Raw genomic sequence first — 21,798 nt, 5'->3', positions numbered from 1 at the left:
GGTTGCCACGAACATCCTCGCACACGGCCTGCCAGGCTGCGACCCGATTGTGCCGGAGTTCGGGGCTTGCGTGGCACTTAACGCAGCGCAACGCTATGATGACCCACCAGCCTGCCAACAACTCAGGAACCCACGGCCATGTCTTACCCATTCCCACAGCTTCTGTGGCGAGGCGCCGCGCTCCTTGCGCTGCTGTTGACCCTCATCGCTTGCAGCAGTCAACCCACCTTCACGGTTGATTATGCCGACGATGCAGACTTCAACAGCTTCCGCAGCTACCGCTGGTACGACGACATCCACGGCTCCGAGCTCGCCGAGTACCGGCAGTACAACAGCTCGGACAAGCGCGTACGCACCTATGTCGACCGCGAACTGAAAGCCCATGGCCTGCGCGAAAGCACCACGGAACGCGCCGACCTGTGGGTGAACTACCACATATCCAAAGAGCAGCAGATGCGCATTGACAGCTTCAGCGGCTACCCGTCAGCGGGTATGCACGGCGGGGTGGGCGTCGGCACGTATGGCTCGGCGGTGAGCCTGGGCTACAGCTCCGGCCCCAGCGTCAGAACCTACAAGGAAGGTACGGTGGTGCTGGATATCATTGATACGCGCAGCAGCAAGATAATCTGGCGCGGCATCGCCGAGGGCCGCCTGAAAGAGGATATGTCGATCAACGACAAGAACCGTGTAGCCTCCGAGGTTGCCAGCGAACTGCTGGCCGACTTCCCGCCGAGCCCTGCGCCCGCCCAATAGCAGCGGAGCGTGGCCCGGCGCCCTCACCACATGAGGTCGTCGGGAATCTCGTAGTCCTTGTACCAGTCCTGCTCCTCCGCGCTGAGGCCAGTGGCGTCCGCCTCGCTGCAGATAATCACCCGCGCGGCATCGCGTTCGGCAATCTTGTCGGCGATGGGGCGCGGCAGCATTTCGTACTGATCACCCTGTTTGACGATAGCGACGTTGCCCGCCGCCAGCTGCTTCTGATCCATACTGGTGACATACAGCTTCTTCACCCGGGTACCATCGGTGAAATTGAAGCCCACATCACCCTTGCCGCGCGGCAGTTTGTGATTGGCGACCAGCTGCTTGATCTGCGCGTTGATCGCCTTGCGCGATGCCTCAGCATTGCGCGCCTCGTTCAGCTCACGGTCACGTTCAGCCTTGTTTGCCTGTGCCAGGCGTGCGGCCTCGCGGGTTTCCTCTGCCGGGTCGTGCCCGCCACGACGCGCCACATTGGCCTGCTTGCGTTTGTCCTTGGCCAAACGCTTGGCCTTGGCCGTATCCGCGAGGCCTGCCTGCAACAATTGATCCTGTAGTGAACCCGCCATCAGACCCGGCCTCCCACGCCGCCACAAACCCTGTTTGACTCCATCATCCTACTCATCCAGATCCTGCGCCGAGTGGCGCTCGGGGTGACGCTTCTCTTCGTCGCCCCAGACACGGTTCACCCGGCGCCCGCGCAGCACCGCGGGCCGCTCGGCAATTTCCCTGGCCCAGCGGTTGACGTGCACATAGGAGTCCACATCGAGAAACTCTTTCGATTCATACAGGTTGTCGAGCATCAGGCCGCCATACCAGGGCCAGTTCGCCATATCGGCGATGGTGTAGTGGTCGCCACAGAGGAAGCGTCGCTCGGCGAGGTTGCGATCCAGCACATCCAGTTGACGCTTCACTTCCATGGTGAAACGGTTGATCGGGTACTCGAGTTTCTCCGGCGCATAGGCATAAAAATGGCCAAAACCGCCACCCAGGTACGGCACACTGCCCATCTGCCAGAACAGCCAGGAAAAGCATTCCGCGCGAGGGCCGGCGTCTTCAGGCAGGAATTCGCCGAATTTTTCCGCCAGGTAGAGGAGTATCGCGCCGGACTCGAACACCCGCGTGGCAGGGTCGGTACTGCAATCCAGCAGTGCGGGAATCTTGGAGTTGGGGTTGATCTCGACAAAGCCGGAACCGAACTGATCGCCCTCAAGGATGTTGATCAACCAGGCATCATATTCCGCGCCCTGGTGACCCAGTGCCAGCAGCTCCTCCAGCAGCACCGTCACTTTCACACCGTTCGGCGTGGCGAGGGAGTAGAGCTGCAGCGGGTGCTCACCCCGAGGCAGTGTGTGGTCGTGCGTGGCACCGGCGATGGGCCGATTGATATTGGCAAACCGACCACCATTGCCGGGCTCCCAGGTCCATACTTTGGGTGGCACGTACTCGTTTGACTCACTCATGCCTTACTGCTCCTGTGGTTGCTGCGCCGCGGCGGAAACCCGCAACGGGTGTTGATAGACGCCGGCGTTGCCGGTACTGCGCTGGGTCGCGGTGACCTGCAGCTCGAAATCGCCCGCACCGGGCAGGGTGAGCGTGCCGGAAAATTCGTTTTCGACCCCGGTGAACGTCAGGGCTTGCTGCGCCACAGGCTGACCCGCCTGCAACACCTGCAGCGCCACGCTGAAATCACTGACAGGCCAGAGGCCGTCGCGGTCGAGAGGGCACCCGCAGAGCATGGTGACCTGCGCGGTAACGGTAAGCGCCTGCGCGGCGAGCTGGTAGTCGACCAGATCCACAATCAGCCCGGACATATGCAGAATTACCGGACGCTGCGCGCGATCTTCACCCGGCAACAGCCACAGGCTCAGTGCTGTCGATTGCGCGCTTTGCGCTACCCCCAATGGACCGGTCACGACAATCTCCACCCGGGTAGGCCGTTCAAGCGCCAGCTCGGCATTGAAGCTCGCCGGTTCGCCTGTTGTTGCCGACTGCCCACGCAATTGCGGCTGTTGCATCAGGGCGGCAGTATCTCCGGTGCCACCCTCCAGCGGGCCGTGCGCCAGGACCTCGCCGGTTGCCACCGCGCGCACCTGCACCTGTAGCCCGCCCACCTTGCTGCCGATGAACTTGGCATCGTCACTACGCACCAGCACTTTCAGTGGCGTAAGCACGCCCTCTTCTGCTGCCCACGCCTGTGGCTGCAGGGTCAGCAGCATCAGGCAGGCAAGCGCCTGCAAGGTCACTAGCATGCGGTTTTTCATAGGCTCCTCCGTGTGCGCTGCGCGCAGCGTTGCCGCCGTAGTCTAGCAGGCTCGCCGGAGTCCGTAACCGGCAGTTTCACCTGCACAAGGGGACCGGTGCTTGTCAAGCCCCCGGGGGCAGGCTCTATAATGCGCGGCTCTCTGACCAACGGGACCAGCACATGGGCCGCGCCTACCAGAACCGCAAAGACTCCATCGCCAAGACATCCGACGCCAAGGCGCGGGTGTACAGCAAGTACGCCCGGGAGATATACGTCACCGGCAAATCCGGCGGCACCGACCCGGATGCCAACCTCGCGCTGCGCAGCCTGCTTGAGCGCGCACGCAAGGACCAGGTGCCTGCGCACGTGATCGAAAAGGCACTGGACAAGGCCAGCGGAGGCGGCGGCGAAGACTTCTCGGTTGCCCGCTACGAGGGTTTCGGACCGGGTGGCACCATGGTGATTGTGGAATGCCTGACCGACAACCCGAACCGCACCTTCGGCGATGTGCGCCACTGCTTTACCAAAACCAAGTGCAAGCTGGGCACACCGGGCAGCGTAAGCCACCTGTTCGACCACAGCGCTATTCTGGTTTTCCCGGGAGACGACGAGGAAGCCGCACTGGAAGCGCTGATGGATGCCGATGTGGACGTGACCGACATTGAGTGCGAGGAGGGACGCGTCAGCGCCTTCGTACCCCACACCGAGCACTTCAAGGCCCGCCAGGCGCTACTCGACGCCTTCAGCGAGCTGGAGTTTGAAGTCGACGAGGTGCAGTTTGTCCCCCAGGCGTCAGTGGCACTTGAGGGCGAGGATGCGCAGGTCATGGAGCGCCTGCTGGATATGCTCAACTACCTGGACGATGTGCAGAACGTCTATCACAACGCCGCCTGAGCACGCTCACAGGGCGGCGCGCTGAGCCTCAATCCAGCCCTCGACCACGTCTTCCAGAATCGCAATCGCCAGCGAGCCGTTGCCGACCACCACGTCGTGGAAAGCGCGCAGATCAAAGTCACTACCCAGCGCCTCCTGCGCCTGCGCCCGCAGCGCCTGAATGCGCAACTCGCCGATCTTGTACGCCGTGGCCTGGCCGGGCCAGGTAATATAGCGGTCCACTTCCGATACCACCTCTGCCTCTGACAACGCGGAGTTTTCCAGCAGGTAGTATATGGCCTGCTGGCGCGACCAGCCAAACGCGTGCAGGCCGGTATCAATAACCAGCCGGTTGGCGCGCCATATCTCATAGGTCAGGCGCCCGAAGTCACTGTGCGGGTCGGTGTAGAAACCCATCTCCTTGCCCAGGCTTTCAGCGTACAAGCCCCAGCCCTCGCCGAACGCAGCGTGGTACAGCGGGCGGCGGAATGCGGGCAAATCAAGCTCCAGCGCCAGTGCCGACTGATGGTGATGACCGGGTACAGCCTCGTGCAGGGTGAGCGCCTCCAGTGCGTACAGGGGCTGCGACGGAAAACTGCTGGCATCGATAAAGTACACCCCGGCGGTGCGCCCGTCTGCGGGGCCACTAACGTAATAGGCGCCCCGCCCCGGTGCATTGCGGATTTCGTAGGTATTGCGTGCGAGGTGGCCGAAAAAGCGCGGCATCATGCCGTCGGCTCGCTTGGCCACCAGGGCGGTTTTCTCCATCAGCTCCTGAGCGGAGCCAGCGTAGGACTCAGGGGCCGCGCGCAGCTGATCGAGAAAGCCGCGGAAACTGCCCTGAAAGCCGGTGCGGGCGATGATCTCCGCCATTTCACCGCGGATACGCTCGGTTTCCCGCAGGCCCAATTCGTGGATATCCTCCGCGCTCAGGTCCGTCGTGGTGAAGTAATTGAGAAGATACGCATAGTAGGCATCGCCGCCCGGCACGCTGGTGATTCCTACCTGCTCACGACACGCCGGCAGATAGCGGTCGCGGTAGAAGGCGAACAGTTCGCGGTAGGCGGGCAACACGGCGTTGGCGATAAGCGCCTCTCCGCGATCGCGCAGGCGTGCGCGCTCAGCGGCCGGCACGGCATCGGGCAGCGCAACAAAGGGCGCATACAGGCTGCTCTGCTCGGGGCTTTCCACCAGCAACTCGGCAATGCTCGCCTCCACACCTCCCAGCGCACCGCAGTGCTGCGTGAACCCGCTGTCCACCCCGGCCTGCAGTGCAGCTATCTGCTCGCGGTTGTAGCGCGGAAAGTCGGCCAGGCTGACCAGGTACTGCTCATAGTCTGCAAGCGTAGCAAAGGGCATGTTCGTCGGCGCATTGGCGAAGTAGCTGTGGTAGCCAAACAGGCTGGTGATAGGGAACATGTGGTCCTGGTAGCCGTAGCTCGCGCGCTCCGTCTCGCGCTCGTAGCGGAACAGTCGCGCGCTGATGGCATCCTGGCCGGTCAGCGCGCCGGTATCGATTCCGTCCAGTCGCTCCAGCATCTCTGCATTGAACTGACGACGCCGTTCACGGCCCGCCGGGCTCAGGTCGGGTAATTTGCCTGCCGGGCGGAAAGCATCCGGGTCGGTGCGAAAAAACACTTGCTCCTGCGTTGCGCGCGCCCAGTACTCATCCAGCAGTGTGTGCAGTTGCTCGCGGGCATCCGCCGTCCAGGCAAGCGGTGAAAAAAAAGCAACGGCAATGAGCAGGGCTCGGTGGCGCAATAAACAGGGCATGACAGTCTCCGGCAGGCAGGATCGCGGCAACGGCAGGATAGCAGCCGCCGGGACGAGTGGGTATTCAAGTGACCCGGGGCCGCTCACTGAAGCGGGCATCGCGGTAAGCCTCGGTGGCGAGAATGTGCCGCAGCCGGCCAAGCGCATAAGCCACGTCAGAGAAGCTGTTGTACAGCGGCGCGAACCCGAAACGCACAACGTCCGGCTCACGAAAATCGACAATAACCCCGGCGGCAATCAGCGCCTGGGACACCCCCCAGGCGTGAGGGTGCGACAGCGCCACTTGGCTGCCCCGGCGCGACGCATCGCGCGGCGTGAGCAGGCGCAGCACACCACCGTGCAATTCTTCCTGCAGGCCATTGATGAAATAACCAGAGAGCGCGAGGGACTTTGCGCGCAGGGCGGTCATCGACACACCGGCAAAACAGTCCAGAGCCGTGTCCAGGGCGGCCATGCCGAGGATACCCGGGGTCCCGGCAAGGTAGCGCTGCACCCCCGCCGCGGGGCGATAGCCCGGCTCGAAGGCAAAGGGCTGCGCATGCCCCAGCCAACCACACAGCGGCTGCGCCACCTGGTTTTGATGACGCGATGCCAGGTAGACAAAGGCCGGCGCGCCCGGCCCGCCATTGAGAAACTTGTAGCCGCAGCCCACCGCCATATCCACCTGCCAGGCATCCAGTTCAATCGGCAGCACACCGGCGCTGTGGGCCAAATCCCAGAGTACGAGGATGCCCCGGTCATGCGCCGCACGCGTCAGTGCCTGCATATCGTGCAGGCTGCCGTCGCGGAAATTCACCTGGGTGAGCATGAGCACGGCGACATCCTCGGCCATGGCGCTGATCAACTCCTCCGGCGGCACACTGCGCACCGAGCAGCGCGCAGTACCGAGCAGGTCACTGATGCCCTGGGTGAGGTACAGATCGGTGGGAAAGTTGCCCTCTTCGCTGAGAATCACGGTGCGCCCGGGCCGCAACTGCAGCGCGGTGGTGAGCAGCTTGAACAGGTTGACCGAAATACTGTCGCAGCAAATGACCTGCCCGGGGCCGGCGCCGAGCAGCCCGGCAATTTTTTCGCCAACGGCAACCGGCATCCCGATCCAGTCGTGGCGATTCCAGCTGCTGATGAGGTCCTGGCCCCACTCGTCGCGAAGTAACTGCGCCAGCCGCGCCGGCACGGCAGCCGGTAGCACGCCGAGTGAATTGCCGTCCAGGTAGACGGTGTCTGCTGGCAGCTGAAAACGTCCGCGCAGATACCCGAGGGCATCGTCTGCATCCAGTGCGGCGGCGTCTTTCATGGTTGCTCCAGCACATCGTTCAGTGCCCGCACAAGCGCGGGGAAAGCGGCCGTGTCCGGGTGAATCAGGTCGAAATGTCCCGCGCCCCCCACAACCCGCATCTCGGCCGCGGTGATCGCCTGTGCCTGCGCGAGAGGCACAATGGGATCGACATCGCCATGCAGCAGAATGGTCGCCTGAGGCAGGGTCAATTCTCGCGGGGACGCCGCAGCATAGTGCGCGGGCACCTCGTCGGGCCGCCCGCCGAGAAAACGCACAGCGGCTTGTTGGCAGCTGTTATTGCCCGCCGCATAGTCGTGAAGGTCGGTGATGGCTGCAAGCCCGATGACCCCGCGCACCCGCAGGCCAGCCTCGCCATCGCCGGGTAACGCGGCACTGGCCCACAGCGCGAGCTGACCGCCCGCGGAGTGCCCGGCTAGCACCACGCGTTGCAGGTCCACATGGGCCGGGCCCAGTTCGCGCAGGGCCTGAACCGCCACCAGCACATCTTCGGCACTGCCCGGCCAGCCGCCCCCGGGCTCACCCAGCCGCCGGTATTCAGGCGCCCACACCGCGAAACCGGCCGCGGCAAGCGCGCTGGCCAGCGGCGCGATATGTGCCACGTCGTACGCCTGCAGCCAGCAACCGCCGTGCACCAGAACCACCACCGGCGCCGGCTCGTGGGCAACAGGCGCCCGCCAGAGCCGGGCATACTGGCTCTGTGCCGCACCGTAGGCAAACTGTCCACTGTGCGACGCAGACTGCGCGGCCAACACCTCGTCAAAACTCACAGGCATGACGACCTGCTCAGCGCTAGCCGTCGCTGCCAGCCAGGTCAACGACAGGTGCAGCAGGAGCGCCTGCAGGCGTCGAGGCAGGCTCACGGGGCACAGCGATACAGGCCGGGATTACGCACCTGCATCACCCCGTTGGCCTGGTGCACAAAGCCCACGTTCATCCGCGTGGCCGTTGCCGGCACACTCACCGGGATACGTACCGTGAACCAGTCCGTCTGCCCCAGATGCGGCTCGTGCTCGAGGGTGCTTTCCAGCATCAGGCGATCACCGCCCATCACCGGGTCAGGGTCGCCCCAGATGAGAATCTGCGCACCGCCGCCGCGCTTGAAGCCGTGGATAACCTCATGGGTATCCAGCGCCAGTTTCAGCTCCGCCTGAAACAGCAACTGCTCGCCTCGCAGGGGACGGGCTCTGGGGGCCTGGCTGAACTTGAACCACGGCTGGGTGGCAATTTTCTCGATGGTCAACACGCCGTCATCCACTTCCGTGGTGAAAGAGGGCTCGCCGGCGTGCTGTGAGCCGGACCAGGGGCGGCGGGAACCGCTTTCGCCCTCACTGGCAAAACCCGGATTGCCCAGCAGGTTCTCGCTCATATCGCAGGCGCTCAGCGCGGGGGCTGAGGCCTGGGGCGCCGGCGCACCCGCCTGGCAGGCGGCCAGTAGCGCGGACAGCAGCGCAACAATGATTTTCATGACGGGTGAATCCTCTTGGTCGACGGGGTCTGGCACCGTATGCTATCCCAGAGCGGCTGGCGACTACAGGCCGCAACGATAACAAGACTGAGGAATCTCGGCATGACAGCTTCACGCAAGGCTCAACTGCGAACACTTCTGGCAGCACTGCTGCTCGCGACTCCGGCACTGGCGGATGACTGGTACCCCTCTCGCCACGGCGCGGATGACACGCTGGGCGCCATCAACTTCCTGTCACCGGAGATTGTCGTGGAGGCCGCGCGGCTGGTGACCACCGGTAAAACCTACGCCCTGGGCGTACCGACGGGGCCAAACTCACCCGCCTACGGGCCGCGCCGCTACGCCATGACAGTGCTGCAACTGGATGACGGCCTGGGCACACCGATGGCTTCGAATCGTATGACCTCCAACGACGACCTGCTGCAAACCTGGATGGGTATCGGCAGCCAGATCGATGGCCTCGGCCACCTCGGCATCGATCATCGCTACTACAACGGCAAGCACGCCAGCGAATTCGTCACAGTGACCGGCCTCACCACGTTCAGCATCGACAGCCTGCCCCCCATCGTCAGCCGCGGCGTGCTGCTCAACATGGCCGCGCACTTCAACCAACCCATGCTGGATGCGGGCACCGTGTTCAACAGTGAACACATCAAAGCCGCCGCCCGTGCCCAGAATGTGCGCCTGAAACAGGGTGACGTGGTGCTGTTCCATACCGGCTGGCTGTCGATCGCCGACAGTGACCCGGCCCGCTTCATGGCGGGCGAACCCGGCCTGGGTGAGGACGGCGCACGCTACCTGGGGGAGCTCGGCGTGGTCGCGGTGGGGGCAGACACCTGGGGGCTCGACGCCCTGCCCGGCGATAAAGCCGAGGTACTGTTCCCGGCCCATCAGGAACTGCTCGCACGCCAGGGCGTTTACATACTGGAAAACATGGACACGCGCGCCCTGGTGGCGGATCAGGTGCAGGAGTTCCTGTTTGTGCTCGGGCAGCCACGCTTTGTCGGTGCCGTGCAGGCCATTATCAACCCTGTCGCTATTCGCTAACGAGATGCGCTAGCGATTGTCACGGAAATTGCGTAGCGTTATGCGCCTCCCACCAAGGAACTGTTCCCTGTGAATACATCCCGACCGCTGCTTCTTCCGCTCGCCATTGCTGTGCTGGCGGGCTGCTCCGACGGTACTGATGTACCACCGCCGCCGCCCTCGTCGCTGAGCATAGCGCCCACCGCCATCCCGGAGGGTGCGCCAGGGGAAATGAATGCGCTCCGCTTTCGGATCAGCATGACCGAGGCTCAGCCGGCCGCCGTGCGTGTGCGTTACCGCACAGAGGGCGACAGCGCACAGCCCGATGTCGACTTCCTGCCTGCCGAAGGTGAAGTCACCCTCGAGCCGGGGGCACTCAGCGCCGCTATCACCGTTGATGTGTTTGGCAACGCGGCTGACGAGCCGGCCAAGACACTGCGCCTGGTTTACACCGTTGACGGCAACGCAGAAGCCACCGGTGACGCGGCGCTGGGCACCATCGCCAATGACGATGCACAGTGCACGAGCCCGGCGCTGAAAGAGCCCAACCCCTGGCGCGTGTTCGGTGCCGATCCGCTCAACTACGCCCACCGGGGCGGTGTGATCGACTTCCCCGAAAACACGCTTTATGCCTACGCCGAGGTGGCCACGGTTGGCGCCGACGTATTGGAAATGGACGTTTACCAGACCCTCGACAACGAGCTGGTGATCCTCCACGACCTGAGCGTGGATCGCACCACCAATGGCGGGGGGCAGGTTGTGGACCTGACGCTGGCTGAGCTGCGCGAGTTCGACGCCGCGTACTGGTTTGTGCCTGGCGTTGGCACTCCGCGCGATCGCCCGGAGGCCGACTACGTGTTTCGCGGCATCGCCACCGGCGATCGCCCGCCACCCCCCGGGTACAGCCGGGAGGATTTCCGTATCCCCACCCTGGAGGAGGCGCTACAGCGCTTTGCCGGGAATCTCCTGAACGTGGAATTGAAACCCGACCTGGACGGTATAGGCGACTACGAACAACAGATCGCGACCTTGCTGCTGCGCTACGGGCGCACCAGCGACATCATCGCGGCGTCATTCGTCGACGAAGCCGCCACGGCCTTCAAGCAGGCTGCGCCCTGCATCCCCACCTCCGTGCCACTGGGCCAGGGCACCGGCCTGGTACTGGCCGCACAGGGACCCGGCATAATCCCGCCGGTGCCGGAGCACGTATCCTTTCAGGTACCACCTGACACCAGCCAGATTACTGGCGACGGGCAGCTGCCCGAGGGTTTCTTCCTGCAGGTAGTCAACGAGGATTTTGTCGCCGACGCACACGCCGCCAACCTGGCCGTTCAGGTGTGGACCATCAATGCCTGCGAAGACATGCTGCAGATGATGGCGCTGGGGGTCGATGCTATAATGACCGACCGTCCCGTGCTCCTGCAGTCCCTGCTGGACACACCACCTTCTGAACGCCGCTGCGACTGACGAGAACCCATTTCATGCGCCGCCTCTCCTGGCTACCCGGCCTGCTGCTGTGGCTTTGCGCGACAGCACCTGCCGCCGCGGGCATCAGCCTGCCCGAACGGAACTTCTCACCGGCGCAGGCGCAGCGCCTGAACATTGTGCTTATCACCGCGGACGACCTGGGCAAGTCTCTCGGTGCCTACGGCGATCCAATGGCGCAGACACCCAACCTGGACGCACTGGCGGCCCAGGGTGTGCTCTTCGAGCGCGCCTGGGTCTCGCAGGCGTCCTGCAGTTCATCGCGAGCCTCCATGCTCACCGGACTCTATCCCCACCAGCATGGGCAGATCGGCCTGGCCGGTCAGCATGAAGAATTCCGCTTGCGACCCGGGCTCGCCACCCTGCCCGGCTTGTTGCGCTCGGCAGGTTATTTCAACGGCATTATCGGCAAGCTTCACATCGACCCGCCCGCGGCGTTTCCTTTCGACCGGCGCTGGAACGACCAGAACGGCGCCATAGAAAGCCGCGATGTGCGCCGTGTCGCCCGGGTGGCGGGCGACTTTGTTCGCCAGCGAGGCACAAAGCCCTTTTTCCTCTACGTGAACTACTTCGATCCGCACCGTCCCTACGACAGCGACGCAGACCAGTTCCTGGGGCTGCCCGCCGCCCCCTACACCGCCGCGGATGTTACCCCGCTACCGTTTCTGGGTATCGACAGTCCGCAGATTCGCAGCGAAGTCGCCTCCTACTACAACGGCATCAGCCGGCTGGATACCGGGGTGGGGTTGTTACTCCAGGAGCTCAAGCGGGCGGGGGTGCTGGACCGCACCGTGGTGGTCTTCGTCAGCGACCACGGTGCGCCCTTCAGTCGCGCCAAAACCACTGCCTACGAGGCGGGCGTGGCCGTGCCCCTGATCATTCACTGGCCAGGCACCAGCCGCGCGGGACTGCGCAGCGAAGCGCTGGTATCGACGGTGGACCTGATGCCCACCTTGTTGGAAGCTGCGCGGATAGTCCCCCCGCGCACCGAAGGGCGCTCATTGCGCCCCCTACTCAGTGGTAATACACCCGCGCAGTGGCGCGGCGTGTTGTTTGCAGAGTACAACGCGCACGCACCGGAGCACTTCTACCCACGGCGCGCCGTACGCACGGCGCGTTACAAGTTGATCCACAACCTCGACAGCGCCTGCCGCAACCCCCTGAGTTATATCGGCAATACGCGCTTGAGCCCTACAGTGCGCCCGGCACCCGGCTGGAACCCGACCTACCGCAACCTGTTTCAGCCGCCGGAATTCGAACTCTATGACCTGCGGAACGACCCGTTCGAAACCAGCAACCTGGCGCAGAAACCGACCCAGGCGCAGCGCCTGGGCAATATGCAGGCGGCGCTGATGCAGTGGCGCCAGCGCACCGGCGACCCGCTGCTCAACCCGGGGGAAATTGCCCGCCTGAAAAGTGCACTGGGTGTCGGCTGCGTCAGTCGTCGCTGACCCGCACTACCAGCTTGCCCCTGTTGCCGCCGTCGAACAGCAGGTTGACCGCCTCGGGGGCCTGCTCCAGGCCATCGATCACGGTTTCCTGATGCTTCAGGCGGCCCTCGAGGTACCACGTTGCCAGCTCTTGCGTAGCGGCGGGGAAACGGTCCATGAAGTCGGAGACAATAAAGCCCCGTACTTCAATACGACGCATGAGGATGGATGAGAAATCCGCGCGCATCGGTTCGCCGCTGTTGTAGCCGGAGATCATGCCACACAGGGGCATGCGCCCGAACAGGTTCATCCGCGCCATCACCGCTTCCATGATCTCGCCCCCCACGTTCTCGAAGTTGACGTCGATCCCGTCCGGGGTGGCTGCAGCCAGCTGTTCACGCCAGTCGCTGGCCTTGTAATCCACCGCTGCATCAAAACCGAGTTCGTCGAGCAGGTAGCGACACTTCGCTTCACCGCCGGCTATGCCCACAACGCGGCAACCACGAATTTTGGCGATCTGCCCGACTACCGAGCCCACTGCGCCGGCAGCGGCGGAGACCAGTACCGTCTCTCCCACCTGCGGCCGGCCGATTTCCAGCAGCCCGAAGTAGGCAGTAAGACCGGTCATACCGCAGGCACCGAGCATCGCCGACAGTGGAATGGGCAGGTTGGCGGGCAGTACCGCCATGGCATTCTCCCCCTCATCAGCCAGGCAATAGTCCTGCCAGCCGGTCAAGCCCATGACATGATCGCCCACCTGATAGCGGTCGGACTCCGACTTCATCACCACGCCAATGCCGCCACCGCGCATCACTTCACCAATGGCAACCGGCGGCATGTACTGGTCCATGTCACTCATCCAGATACGGTTGGTCGGATCCAGGCTGAGGTATTGCACCCGCACCAGTGCCTGCCCCGGGCCCGGCTCAGGCGCGGGCTGGGTGGCGAAATCGAAATGGCTGCGCTCAATGCGGCCAGTGGGGCGCGCCTTAAGGCGGAATTGGCGGTTCTCGGGAACAGTCATGGGGGGTCTCCGTTATTAACTCGAACGCCCCGGCAGGAACGCAGGGGCAGGCGAAGCTGCACAGTAACAGAATTGCCCACGGCGCCCCACTTTGCCGCGGTACACCTGTGCGGCCCCGTCTGCTACCCTGCTTGGCGCTCCCGTGAATTGAGTCCGACCTTGAGTGCGGGCTGAGGAACCCTGCATGAACGAGGCGCAACCCGCCGTAACACCCCGCTCTACGGTCCTGCTTCCGGTGTTTATTCCGGCGCTCGTGGTGATTGTGCTGCTTGTTGTCGGCACTATCAGCAGCCCGGATCTCGCGGGACAATTGTTCAGTTCGTCCCTGGCCTGGATTACCACTACCTTCGGCTGGTTCTACATGTTGTCGGTGGCATTCTTCCTGATGTTCATTGTTGTGGTGGCTTTCAGTAGCTGGGGCAATATCAAGCTGGGGCCGGACCACGCCGACCCGCAATACAGCTTCCCCGCCTGGTTCGCCATGCTCTTTTCCGCCGGCTACGGCATTGCGCTGCTGTTTTTCGGCGTCGCCGAGCCCGTGCTGCATTACTCATCTCCGCCTGCGGGCGCCGCAGAAACTGTGAACGCGGCGCGCCAGGCCATGCAGATCGCCTTTTTCCACTGGGGCTTTCACATCTGGGCCATTTACGGGCTGGTGGGCCTGGTGCTCGCCTATTTTGCGTTTCGTCACGGCCTGCCCCTGTCCATCCGCTCGGCGCTCTACCCGCTGATCGGCGACCGTATCCACGGGCCGATCGGCCACGCAGTGGATGTGTTCGCGATATTGGGCACCATGTTCGGCATTGCCACCACGCTGGGGCTGTCGGTCGCGCAGATCAACGCCGGCATCAACTACCTGTGGCCGCAGATTCCCGTCAACGTGACCGTGCAGATCATCGCCATCGTGGTCATCACCGGGCTGGCGATCTTTTCCGTGGTGGCCGGCATGGACAAAGGCGTCAAACGGCTATCCATCCTCAATATGGCGCTGGCGGTAGCGCTGATGCTGTTCGTCTTCAGCGTGGGCCCCACGGTGCACATTCTGGAGAGCTTCCTGCAGAACACGGGCAGCTACCTGAACCACATCGTCGAGCGCACTTTCAACCTGCAGGCCTATTCGCGCAGTGACTGGATTGGCAACTGGACCCTGTTCATCTTCGGCTGGACCATCGCCTGGGCACCTTTCGTCGGCCTATTCATTGCCAAGATCAGCCGGGGTCGCACCATACGGCAATTTGTCGTCGGCGTGATGTTCGTGCCCACGATATTCACCTTCATGTGGTTTTCCATCTTTGGCGACACCGCGCTGCACCTGATCATGAACGAGGGCTATCACACCTTGATCGGCGAAGTGCAGGCAGACCATGCCGTGGCGCTGTTCAAACTGTTCGAGCGGCTGCCCTTTTCTGCAGTGGTCTCCTTCCTGACGGTGATTCTCATCGTCACTTTCTTTGTCACCTCCTCAGACTCCGGTTCACTGGTGATTGACTCCCTCGCCTCAGGGGGCGCTCCTGTGACGCCGGTTTGGCAGCGCGTGTTCTGGGCCAGCAGCGAAGGGGCAGTGGCCGCCGCCCTCTTGCTCGCCGGCGGCCTCGGTGCACTGCAAACCATGACCATCGCCAGTGCCCTGCCGTTTTCCCTGATCATGATTGCCGCGGCGCTGGGCATGTGGCGCGCACTGGTCATTGAAGGCCACCACCACACCAGCCTGAACACCGGCGTGCAAACCCGCCTATCCGGCACCAGCGGCCGCGGCCTCTGGCGGCGACGGTTGGCGGGGCTGGTCACATTCCCCGACAGGGAAGACGTTGAACAGTTCGCCACCACCACCGTGCGCAAGGCCATGTGGCGTGTACAGCGCGAACTCGACAAGCAGGGATGGCATGCAACGCTTCACGAAGAAGAGGCACCCGCACGCCTGTGGCTGGAGGTAACCAAAGAGGAGGCCGTGGACTTTATCTACGAGATTCGCCTGCTGGAGCACAGCCTGCCCCACTACGCGTTCCCGGAGATGACACATCACGGCGCGGACGTTGCGCACTACTACCGCGCCGAAGTGTTCCTGCGCCGGGGCGGACAGTCCTATGACATCTACGGCTTCGACCAGCACGACATCATCACCGACATCCTTGACCAGCTGGAGAAACACCTGCATTTCCTGCATATCTCCCCAGCCAGCCTGCCCTGGAACATGGCCGAGCACGATGACATGCTGCAGCCGACGCTGGAGCGTTAGCTGTCTCCCGCAGCGCCCGCCGAGTCCTGCAGACTGCCGCGTACTACCTCCTGCAGGCGCTGCTGGATCTCCGCGCTGGGATAGCCGTCCGCCACGACACCCACGCTGCGCTGGAAGCGACTGAGGGCGGCGCGCGTTCCCGAGCCGAACAGGCCGTCCTCGGCGCCGGCGTCGAAGCCCAGTGCATTCAGCCCCTGCTGCAGAGCCAGCACATCCGCGCGCGCCAGCGGCTGCTGGCTCGCCGGCGGCGCCTGCTGCAGAGGCCCAGCGCCCGCGATACGGTCTGCCAGATGCCCCACCGACAGTGCGTAGGACTCGGAGCGGTTCCAGCGCATGATCACGTCGAAATTGTCATACACGAGAAACGCCGGTCCCGACGCGCCGGCGGGCACCAGCAGCGACGCCTGCAGCTCCGCGGTGGGCAGGGCTGCGCCGTCACTGCGCATCACTCCCAGACGCGCCCACTCGGCGAGCGGCAAGGCCTCGCCGGACAGTGCCAACTCGTAGCGAAACTCCGCTGGCAGGCGCACTTCACGGCCCCAGCGCAGCGCCGGAACCCAACCCAGGTCGCGCAGGAAGCGCGCGCCGGACGCCAGGGCGTCGCGCTCGCTGCGCCACAGGTTGATCCGGCCATCACCGTCACCGTCAACCGCATAGCGCAGATAGTTGGAGGGCATGAACTGGGTGTGCCCCACAGCGCCGGCCCATGAGCCTTGCATGTCGACAGGGCTCAAGCCCTCCCGCTCCAGCAACTGCAGTGCGGCGATGAATTCAGTGCCGAAGAAATCGGCGCGGCGGGTATCGCAGGCCAGGGTCGCCAGGGAATCAAGCGTAGGCATGCGCCCGAGATAGGAGCCGAAATTGGTCTCCAACCCCCAGAAAGCCACGAGGTAGTGACCGGGTACGCCGTATTCCCGCTGTAGCTGTGCCAGGAACTCACGGTGCTGCGCGTACAGCGCCCTGCCCTGCTCGATGCGGCTCTCGGACACACGCGCATTGAAGTACTGGGCGAAGGTCTGGACGAATTCCGGCTGCTTGCCGTCCAGCTCCAGCACACGCGCCTGCTGCTGCAGCGTAGGCACCACATCATCCACTATCTGCGTTGCCACTCCAGCTGCTCGCGCCTGTCCCTGCAGGGCCTCCAGGCAAGCCGCAAAAGCCTCCTCTGCCCGAACCGAAAGAGAGCCGAGCAGGCAAACCACAACAACAAGCGCGCGCAACAACATGACACCACACATCCGAAACGATTGCCGACGATACTTACACCGGCGGGTGCAGGAAGCAAGATCCATCTGGCCGAGTGGGACTTCGAGAATCCGCACACAAGTCGCTATACTGTTCTCTGTACTGTCACTGAGAGAGACTCATGCGAGCCCTGGCCAGAACACTACTCCCCTGCGCCCTGCTGCTGTTTGCCGGCGCTGCCTCCGGTCAATCCCAGGAAGTCCGCCATTCCACCTACCATGACTACCGCATCGTGCCGGTGGTGGACGGCTTGATTCGACCCTGGTCAATGGCGTTCCTGCCCAACGGCGACATGCTTGTGACCGAACAGCCGGGCCGCCTGCGCATTGTGCGCGACGACCGTTTGCTGGAGCAGCCGGTGAGCGGCGTGCCGGAAGTTTTCTACAAAGGCCAGGGTGGCTTACTGGATGTTGTGCTGCACCCGGACTTTGCCAGCAATCGTCTGCTCTATCTGTCCTACTCGAAGCCGCTGGAGGATGAAGAATCCACCACGGCGGTCATTCGCGGCCGCTATAGCGATGGCGCACTGAGCGACGTGGAAGAGGTTTTCGTGGCGCAGTCCCGCGGCCGCGGGCACTACGGTTCCCGCCTGGCATTTGACGAGCAGGGCTATCTGTTCATCAGCGTGGGCGACCGCCAGGTACCGCCCACCGGCGACCTGGCCGCGCATCCCGCACAGCAGCTTTCGGATCATCACGGCGTGATCATCCGTTTGCACGACGACGGTCGCATACCAGCCGACAACCCGTTCGTGCAAGACGCCAAGGCACTGCCGGAGATCTGGAGTTACGGCCATCGCAACCCGCAGGGCATGGCCCTGGATCGCGCGAGCAGCACCCTGTGGATCACTGAGCACGGCCCCCAGGGGGGCGATGAGCTGAACCGTATTACACCCGGCGCAAACTATGGTTGGCCTGTGATCGGCTACGGCGTGAACTACGGCGTCGGCACCACCATCCACGCCACCACACACGCGGACGGCATGGAACAGCCGCTGAAGATCTGGGTGCCCTCGATTGCCACCTCCGGTCTGGCCTTGTACCGGGGCAGCGCCTTCCCCAACTGGGACGGGTACCTGTTTGCCGGCGGCCTGTCCGGACAGCAACTGACGTTGCTGGGCATGGAGGACGGCAAGGTTGTACACGAGGAGACCCTCGCGCGCGACATCGGGCGCCTGCGCGACGTGCGCACCGGACCGGACGGATATCTCTACCTCGCGCTGGACGATAGAGGTGCGAAACCCTCGGCCATTGTGCGCCTGGAGCCGGTGCCCATTGCGCAGCGCTTCGAGTGACCCGCATGCGCAGCCGCTGTGCGCGCAGCCACGACGTATTTCCGCTATGCTGAAAGCCCGCTCATACGAGAGAAGAACATGACCCTGCCCAGAGAACAGATAGAGGAAATCGAATTGCTGCTGAAGTTCGACCTCAGCAGCGCGCAAGTGGGCCTCAAGGTGCACAGTAATGCGAATCCGGAGATGATTGCGGCGGCGCAGCGCCTGTACGGCAAGGGCCTGATCGACCAGGAAGATGGCGGCTTCCTCACGCCACTGGGGCACGAAGCCGCCGAACACCTGCAATTCGTCGCCCAGATTCTGGGGGCCCCCACCACTGCCTAAGCGCCAGACAGCGCGCCCCGCTGCCTGCGGGGCGGTGAGCAGCCTCAACGTCTATGGGCGGCTGCGCGCCAGCACCTCCGCCGCCATGCCCTCAAGGGCCCTGAAGGTCGCCGTTGGGTCCTTGCGCTTCAATTCCAGCAGGCCCATTTCAGGCCCATTGCCCACCTCGATTTCTTCCGTGCCGTTGCAGAAGCCCTGCAGAATCACCCGGGCACATTCGACCACGTCCATGCCATTGTCGACATCGTCTTCAACGTCGCCCGCCTCGGCGCCAGTGCCTGTCAGCGCCTGTCGGGCAATATCGGTGCGAATGTAACCTGGCACTATGGTCGTCACCTTGACACCCAGATGCGCCACTTCGGTGCGCAAGGCGTCAAAAAACCCCATTACTGCATGCTTGGCCGCACAATAGCCGGTGCGCAAAGGCGCCCCCACCTTGCCGGCCACGCTCGCCGTGACTGCGATATGCCCCTGGCCGCGCGCGACCATGTGCGGCAGCACCTGTTTGGTCAGGGCAATCTGCCCCAGCACGTCCACCTCGAACAGTCGGCGGTAGACGGCAAGGTCTGTGTCCAGGCAAATCGAGCGCTGGGAAATACCCGCGTTGTTGATCAGCAGATCAATCTGGCCGAAGTGCGCCAGCACGCCATCGACCGTGGCCGGCATGGCCTCGGCCGCGGCCACATCCAGCGGCTGCACAAGCACATCGTTGGGGGGCGCTCCCGCCTCAATGCACTGGTGACGCACTGCCTCCAGCCTGTCACGGCGGCGCGCCGACAACACCAGCCGCGCACCGGCGGCAGCAAACTCGACAGCCAGCGCCGCCCCGATACCGCTGGAGGCACCGGTAATCCACACGACCTGTTCAGCAAACACCTCGGCAGGGGCCGGCGTTGCAGGAGCATTTATCATGAGCATTCCTCAGTTGGAGAACCGCTCGCATTATCTCCGTGAAAACCCGCGCAGGGCAAAACTTTCGGCCGGCCCTGCCTAGAGCGGCCCTGCCTGAAGCGGCCCTGCCTGAAGCGGCCCTGCCTGAAAATACCTGTGCTAGTCTTGCCCCTCAGGATGGGCGCCGAACCCGGGGCCCCGCCAGCACTACGGAGATACCGGCATGGGGCAAACACTGCTACGTTTTGGCGTTGTACTCGGCCTCGGCCTGGGTATGGCCGCCGCGGGCAGCCACACCGGCACAAGCTGGCAGGGAATACCGGTGTTTGCCCTGTGTGCATTGCTGGCGTTCACAATCCAGTGGCTGGCCTTCCTCCCTGCCTGGCGACTGCAAACCGAAGCTTTCTACGACCTGACCGGCGCCCTCACCTACCTGTCGGTCACCTGGCTGGCCGTGGCCCTGACACCCGACCAGAGCGCGCTGGGCCTTTTGCTGGCAGGCTGCATCAGCCTGTGGGCACTGCGCCTGGGCAGCTTCCTGTTTCTGCGCATTCGCGCCGATGGCAAAGACTCCCGCTTCGACCGGATCAAGCCCTATGCCGGTCGTTTCCTGTTCACCTGGACCCTGCAGGGGCTCTGGGTGGTGATTACTGCCGGCTGCGCACTGGCGGCCATCAGCAGCGGGCGTGCAGCCGAACCCGGAGGCCTGGCGATCACCGGGTTGACCCTATGGCTGCTCGGCTTTGTGGTGGAAGTGGTCGCCGACCAGCAGAAGCGGCGCTTTCGACACGCAAACAGCGCGGAGCGCTTTATCGATACCGGGCTCTGGGCCTACTGCCGCCACCCCAATTATTTCGGTGAGATCCTGCTCTGGCTCGGCATTGCACTGATGGCCCTGCCGGCACTTGCAGGCTGGCAGTGGGCCACGCTGATCTCACCGCTGTTCGTGTTTCTGCTGTTAACCCGCGTCAGCGGCATACCGCTGCTGGAGCGCAAGGCCGAGCAACGCTGGGGGCAAAACCCGGACTGGCAGGCCTACAAGGCGCGGACACCGGCGCTGATACCACGCCTGCGTGCCCGCAGCGCAGTGCCACGTGCCTGAGCCGCTGCGCTGGGCTATAGTGCGCACCCGCCTCACGAGCAGCTCCGTACCATGGCCCTGAAATCGACCATTTTCAAAATGGACCTCAACGTCGCCGACCTCGACCGTCACGTCTATGGCGATTTTCCACTCACACTGGCGCGCCACCCCTCGGAAACCGAGGAGCGCATGATGCTGCGCGTACTGGCGTTCGCCCTGCATGCCAACGAGCAATTGAGCTTTGGCCGCGGTATCAGCACCGACGACGAGCCCGACCTGTGGCAGAAAGACCTCACCGGTAGCATCGAGCTGTGGATCGAGCTCGGCACGCCCGACCCCGACCGACTGCGCAAGGCCTGTTCGCGCGGGCAAAAAGTGATTCTATACACTTACGGCGACCGCGCAGTACCGGTGTGGTGGCAGAAGCACGGCGCCGCCCTGGAACGGTTCAAACACCTCAGCGTATGGCAGGTTGGCGACAGCAGCCTGCGCTCCCTGGCAGACATGGCCCGCCCGGGACTGCAGTTGCAGTGCACCCTCAGTGACGGCGAAATCATGGTGAGCGGCGAAGGGGAGACCCTGAGTATTACGCCGAGCTCGCTGAAGGCCTGAACCCCCAGTGCCGGGCCGCCGTGCGCTCGCGCCAACGGCTGCGGTATAGTGCCACCTGACCCGACACACGCCACGCCTATGAAACGCTTCTCCATGCTCTCCCCTCGCAACCTGGTGCGCATCGCCGTGGTGTTGCTGGCCCTCAGCCTGTTCCAGCTCGCGACCGACGGCGAAATCAACTGGCACAGACAGGCACTGGATACATTATCCGGCACTCGCGGAGAGGGCACTGGCTGGGGCAAGGCGGTAGACTCGCTGGAAACCGCAGGCGCCGCGCGCGAGGGGCAAGCGCCCACACAGTTCGACCTCACCGGTCGCGTGGTCAGGATCGCCGATGGGGATACCCTGTCGCTGCTGGATGCAGGCAACACGCAGCACAAGGTGCGCTTTTACGGCATTGACGCACCAGAGAGGGACCAGCCCCACGGCAATCGCGCCCGGGAAGCGCTGGTCGCGCTGGTGTCGGGTAAACGCCTCGGCGTGGTGGTCATTGAAGAGGACGACTACGGCCGCAAGGTCGGCACGGTCTATGCCGAAGGGCGCAACGTGAACCTGGCAATGGTGCAGCAGGGCCACGCCTGGTGGTACCAGTATTTCGCGCGCCAGGAGCACGCCCTGGAAGCCGCCGAACGGGACGCGCGCTCGGCGCGACGCGGTTTATGGGCGGCCGACGATCCCATGCCACCCTGGGACTGGCGACGCCAGCAGCGCCTGAACAGCAACCGCTAGCAGGCGGGCGCC

The 21,798-nt window shown here is 63.9% G+C and carries 21 protein-coding genes; 11 read left to right on the top strand and 10 right to left on the bottom strand.

Features of this window, described 5'->3' with window-relative positions:
• Positions 1–138: 138 nt before the first annotated feature.
• Complete coding sequence (locus tag G533_RS0113260; RefSeq protein ID WP_027950369.1) at positions 139–753, top strand: DUF4136 domain-containing protein; 615 nt, start codon at positions 139–141, stop codon at positions 751–753.
• A gap of 23 nt (positions 754–776) precedes the next feature.
• Here G533_RS0113260 and G533_RS0113255 read toward each other — a convergent pair whose 3' ends face one another.
• The 3 genes from G533_RS0113255 to G533_RS0113245 are packed head-to-tail and all read right to left on the bottom strand — an operon-like array spanning position 777 to position 3,020.
• Positions 777–1,325 (bottom strand): DUF2058 domain-containing protein, encoded by a 549-nt coding sequence (locus tag G533_RS0113255; RefSeq protein ID WP_027950368.1) that lies wholly within the window; start codon positions 1,323–1,325, stop codon positions 777–779.
• A 48-nt stretch (positions 1,326–1,373) separates the two neighbouring features.
• Positions 1,374–2,219 (bottom strand): glutathione-dependent disulfide-bond oxidoreductase, encoded by an 846-nt coding sequence (gene yghU, locus G533_RS0113250; RefSeq protein ID WP_027950367.1) that lies wholly within the window; start codon positions 2,217–2,219, stop codon positions 1,374–1,376.
• Between the two features lie 3 nt (positions 2,220–2,222).
• Complete coding sequence (locus tag G533_RS0113245) at positions 2,223–3,020, bottom strand: hypothetical protein (protein ID WP_027950366.1); 798 nt, start codon at positions 3,018–3,020, stop codon at positions 2,223–2,225.
• 161 nt (positions 3,021–3,181) lie between these two features.
• Here G533_RS0113245 and G533_RS0113240 point away from each other — a divergent pair, with 161 nt between their 5' ends.
• Entirely contained in the window at positions 3,182–3,895 is a 714-nt protein-coding gene (locus G533_RS0113240; protein ID WP_027950365.1) for a YebC/PmpR family DNA-binding transcriptional regulator, read from the top strand.
• Positions 3,896–3,901: 6 nt separating this feature from the next.
• Here G533_RS0113240 and G533_RS0113235 read toward each other — a convergent pair whose 3' ends face one another.
• The 4 genes from G533_RS0113235 to G533_RS0113220 form a co-directional block, all read right to left on the bottom strand.
• A complete protein-coding gene (locus tag G533_RS0113235; RefSeq protein ID WP_027950364.1) occupies positions 3,902–5,647 on the bottom strand; it encodes a DUF885 domain-containing protein in 1,746 nt (581 codons plus the stop codon).
• Between the two features lie 64 nt (positions 5,648–5,711).
• Complete coding sequence (kynU, locus tag G533_RS0113230; protein ID WP_027950363.1) at positions 5,712–6,941, bottom strand: kynureninase; 1,230 nt, start codon at positions 6,939–6,941, stop codon at positions 5,712–5,714.
• On the bottom strand, positions 6,938–7,804 hold the full coding sequence (locus G533_RS22015) for an alpha/beta hydrolase family protein (RefSeq protein ID WP_051230338.1): 867 nt from the start codon (positions 7,802–7,804) through the stop codon (positions 6,938–6,940). The genes kynU and G533_RS22015 overlap by 4 nt, the downstream gene beginning before the upstream one ends.
• A complete protein-coding gene (locus G533_RS0113220; RefSeq protein WP_027950362.1) occupies positions 7,801–8,409 on the bottom strand; it encodes a hypothetical protein in 609 nt (202 codons plus the stop codon). Before G533_RS0113220 ends, G533_RS22015 begins: the two co-directional genes overlap by 4 nt.
• 102 nt (positions 8,410–8,511) lie before the next feature.
• Between G533_RS0113220 and G533_RS0113215 the strand changes: the two genes are divergently transcribed.
• The 3 genes from G533_RS0113215 (at position 8,512) to G533_RS0113205 (ending at position 12,371) form a co-directional block, all read left to right on the top strand.
• The gene (locus G533_RS0113215) at positions 8,512–9,456 is read left to right on the top strand and encodes a cyclase family protein (protein WP_051230336.1); all 945 of its coding nucleotides are present in this window, start codon (positions 8,512–8,514) and stop codon (positions 9,454–9,456) included.
• 69 nt (positions 9,457–9,525) lie between these two features.
• Positions 9,526–10,902, top strand: a complete 1,377-nt coding sequence (locus tag G533_RS23580; RefSeq protein WP_051230334.1) for a glycerophosphodiester phosphodiesterase family protein — start codon at positions 9,526–9,528, stop codon at positions 10,900–10,902.
• Positions 10,903–10,916: 14 nt separating this feature from the next.
• A complete protein-coding gene (locus G533_RS0113205) occupies positions 10,917–12,371 on the top strand; it encodes a sulfatase family protein (RefSeq protein WP_027950360.1) in 1,455 nt (484 codons plus the stop codon).
• Here the strand turns inward: G533_RS0113205 and G533_RS0113200 are convergent.
• A complete protein-coding gene (locus tag G533_RS0113200) occupies positions 12,358–13,374 on the bottom strand; it encodes an NADP-dependent oxidoreductase (RefSeq protein WP_027950359.1) in 1,017 nt (338 codons plus the stop codon). The genes G533_RS0113205 and G533_RS0113200 overlap by 14 nt on opposite strands.
• Positions 13,375–13,558: 184 nt before the next feature.
• Here G533_RS0113200 and G533_RS0113195 point away from each other — a divergent pair, with 184 nt between their 5' ends.
• On the top strand, positions 13,559–15,610 hold the full coding sequence (locus G533_RS0113195) for a BCCT family transporter (RefSeq protein ID WP_027950358.1): 2,052 nt from the start codon (positions 13,559–13,561) through the stop codon (positions 15,608–15,610).
• On the opposite strand, the gene G533_RS22005 is transcribed toward G533_RS0113195, so the two are convergent.
• On the bottom strand, positions 15,607–16,836 hold the full coding sequence (locus G533_RS22005) for a lytic murein transglycosylase (protein WP_084639003.1): 1,230 nt from the start codon (positions 16,834–16,836) through the stop codon (positions 15,607–15,609). The genes G533_RS0113195 and G533_RS22005 overlap by 4 nt on opposite strands.
• 140 nt (positions 16,837–16,976) lie before the next feature.
• On the opposite strand from G533_RS22005, the gene G533_RS0113185 reads away from it, so the two are divergent.
• Both G533_RS0113185 and G533_RS0113180 read left to right on the top strand, forming a co-directional pair.
• A complete protein-coding gene (locus G533_RS0113185) occupies positions 16,977–18,149 on the top strand; it encodes a PQQ-dependent sugar dehydrogenase (protein ID WP_027950357.1) in 1,173 nt (390 codons plus the stop codon).
• A 78-nt stretch (positions 18,150–18,227) separates the two neighbouring features.
• On the top strand, positions 18,228–18,473 hold the full coding sequence (locus tag G533_RS0113180) for a TIGR02647 family protein (RefSeq protein ID WP_027950356.1): 246 nt from the start codon (positions 18,228–18,230) through the stop codon (positions 18,471–18,473).
• A gap of 51 nt (positions 18,474–18,524) precedes the next feature.
• On the opposite strand, the gene G533_RS22000 is transcribed toward G533_RS0113180, so the two are convergent.
• On the bottom strand, positions 18,525–19,385 hold the full coding sequence (locus tag G533_RS22000; protein ID WP_051230332.1) for an SDR family oxidoreductase: 861 nt from the start codon (positions 19,383–19,385) through the stop codon (positions 18,525–18,527).
• A gap of 202 nt (positions 19,386–19,587) precedes the next feature.
• On the opposite strand from G533_RS22000, the gene G533_RS0113170 reads away from it, so the two are divergent.
• The 3 genes from G533_RS0113170 to G533_RS0113160 all read left to right on the top strand — a co-directional run bounded on the left by G533_RS0113170 (position 19,588) and on the right by G533_RS0113160 (position 21,786).
• Positions 19,588–20,466 (top strand): DUF1295 domain-containing protein, encoded by an 879-nt coding sequence (locus G533_RS0113170; RefSeq protein ID WP_027950355.1) that lies wholly within the window; start codon positions 19,588–19,590, stop codon positions 20,464–20,466.
• Positions 20,467–20,517: 51 nt separating this feature from the next.
• Entirely contained in the window at positions 20,518–21,057 is a 540-nt protein-coding gene (locus G533_RS0113165) for a YaeQ family protein (protein ID WP_027950354.1), read from the top strand.
• Between the two features lie 78 nt (positions 21,058–21,135).
• Positions 21,136–21,786, top strand: a complete 651-nt coding sequence (locus G533_RS0113160) for a thermonuclease family protein (protein ID WP_205622618.1) — start codon at positions 21,136–21,138, stop codon at positions 21,784–21,786.
• The last annotated feature ends 12 nt before the right edge of the window (positions 21,787–21,798 follow it).

Origin of the sequence: Haliea salexigens DSM 19537, assembly GCF_000423125.1 — a bacterium.
Classification (GTDB): Bacteria; Pseudomonadota; Gammaproteobacteria; order Pseudomonadales; family Halieaceae; genus Haliea; species Haliea salexigens.
The sequence above is the reverse complement of the archived record's forward strand: the minus strand, read 5'-3'. Positions and strand labels throughout refer to the sequence as shown.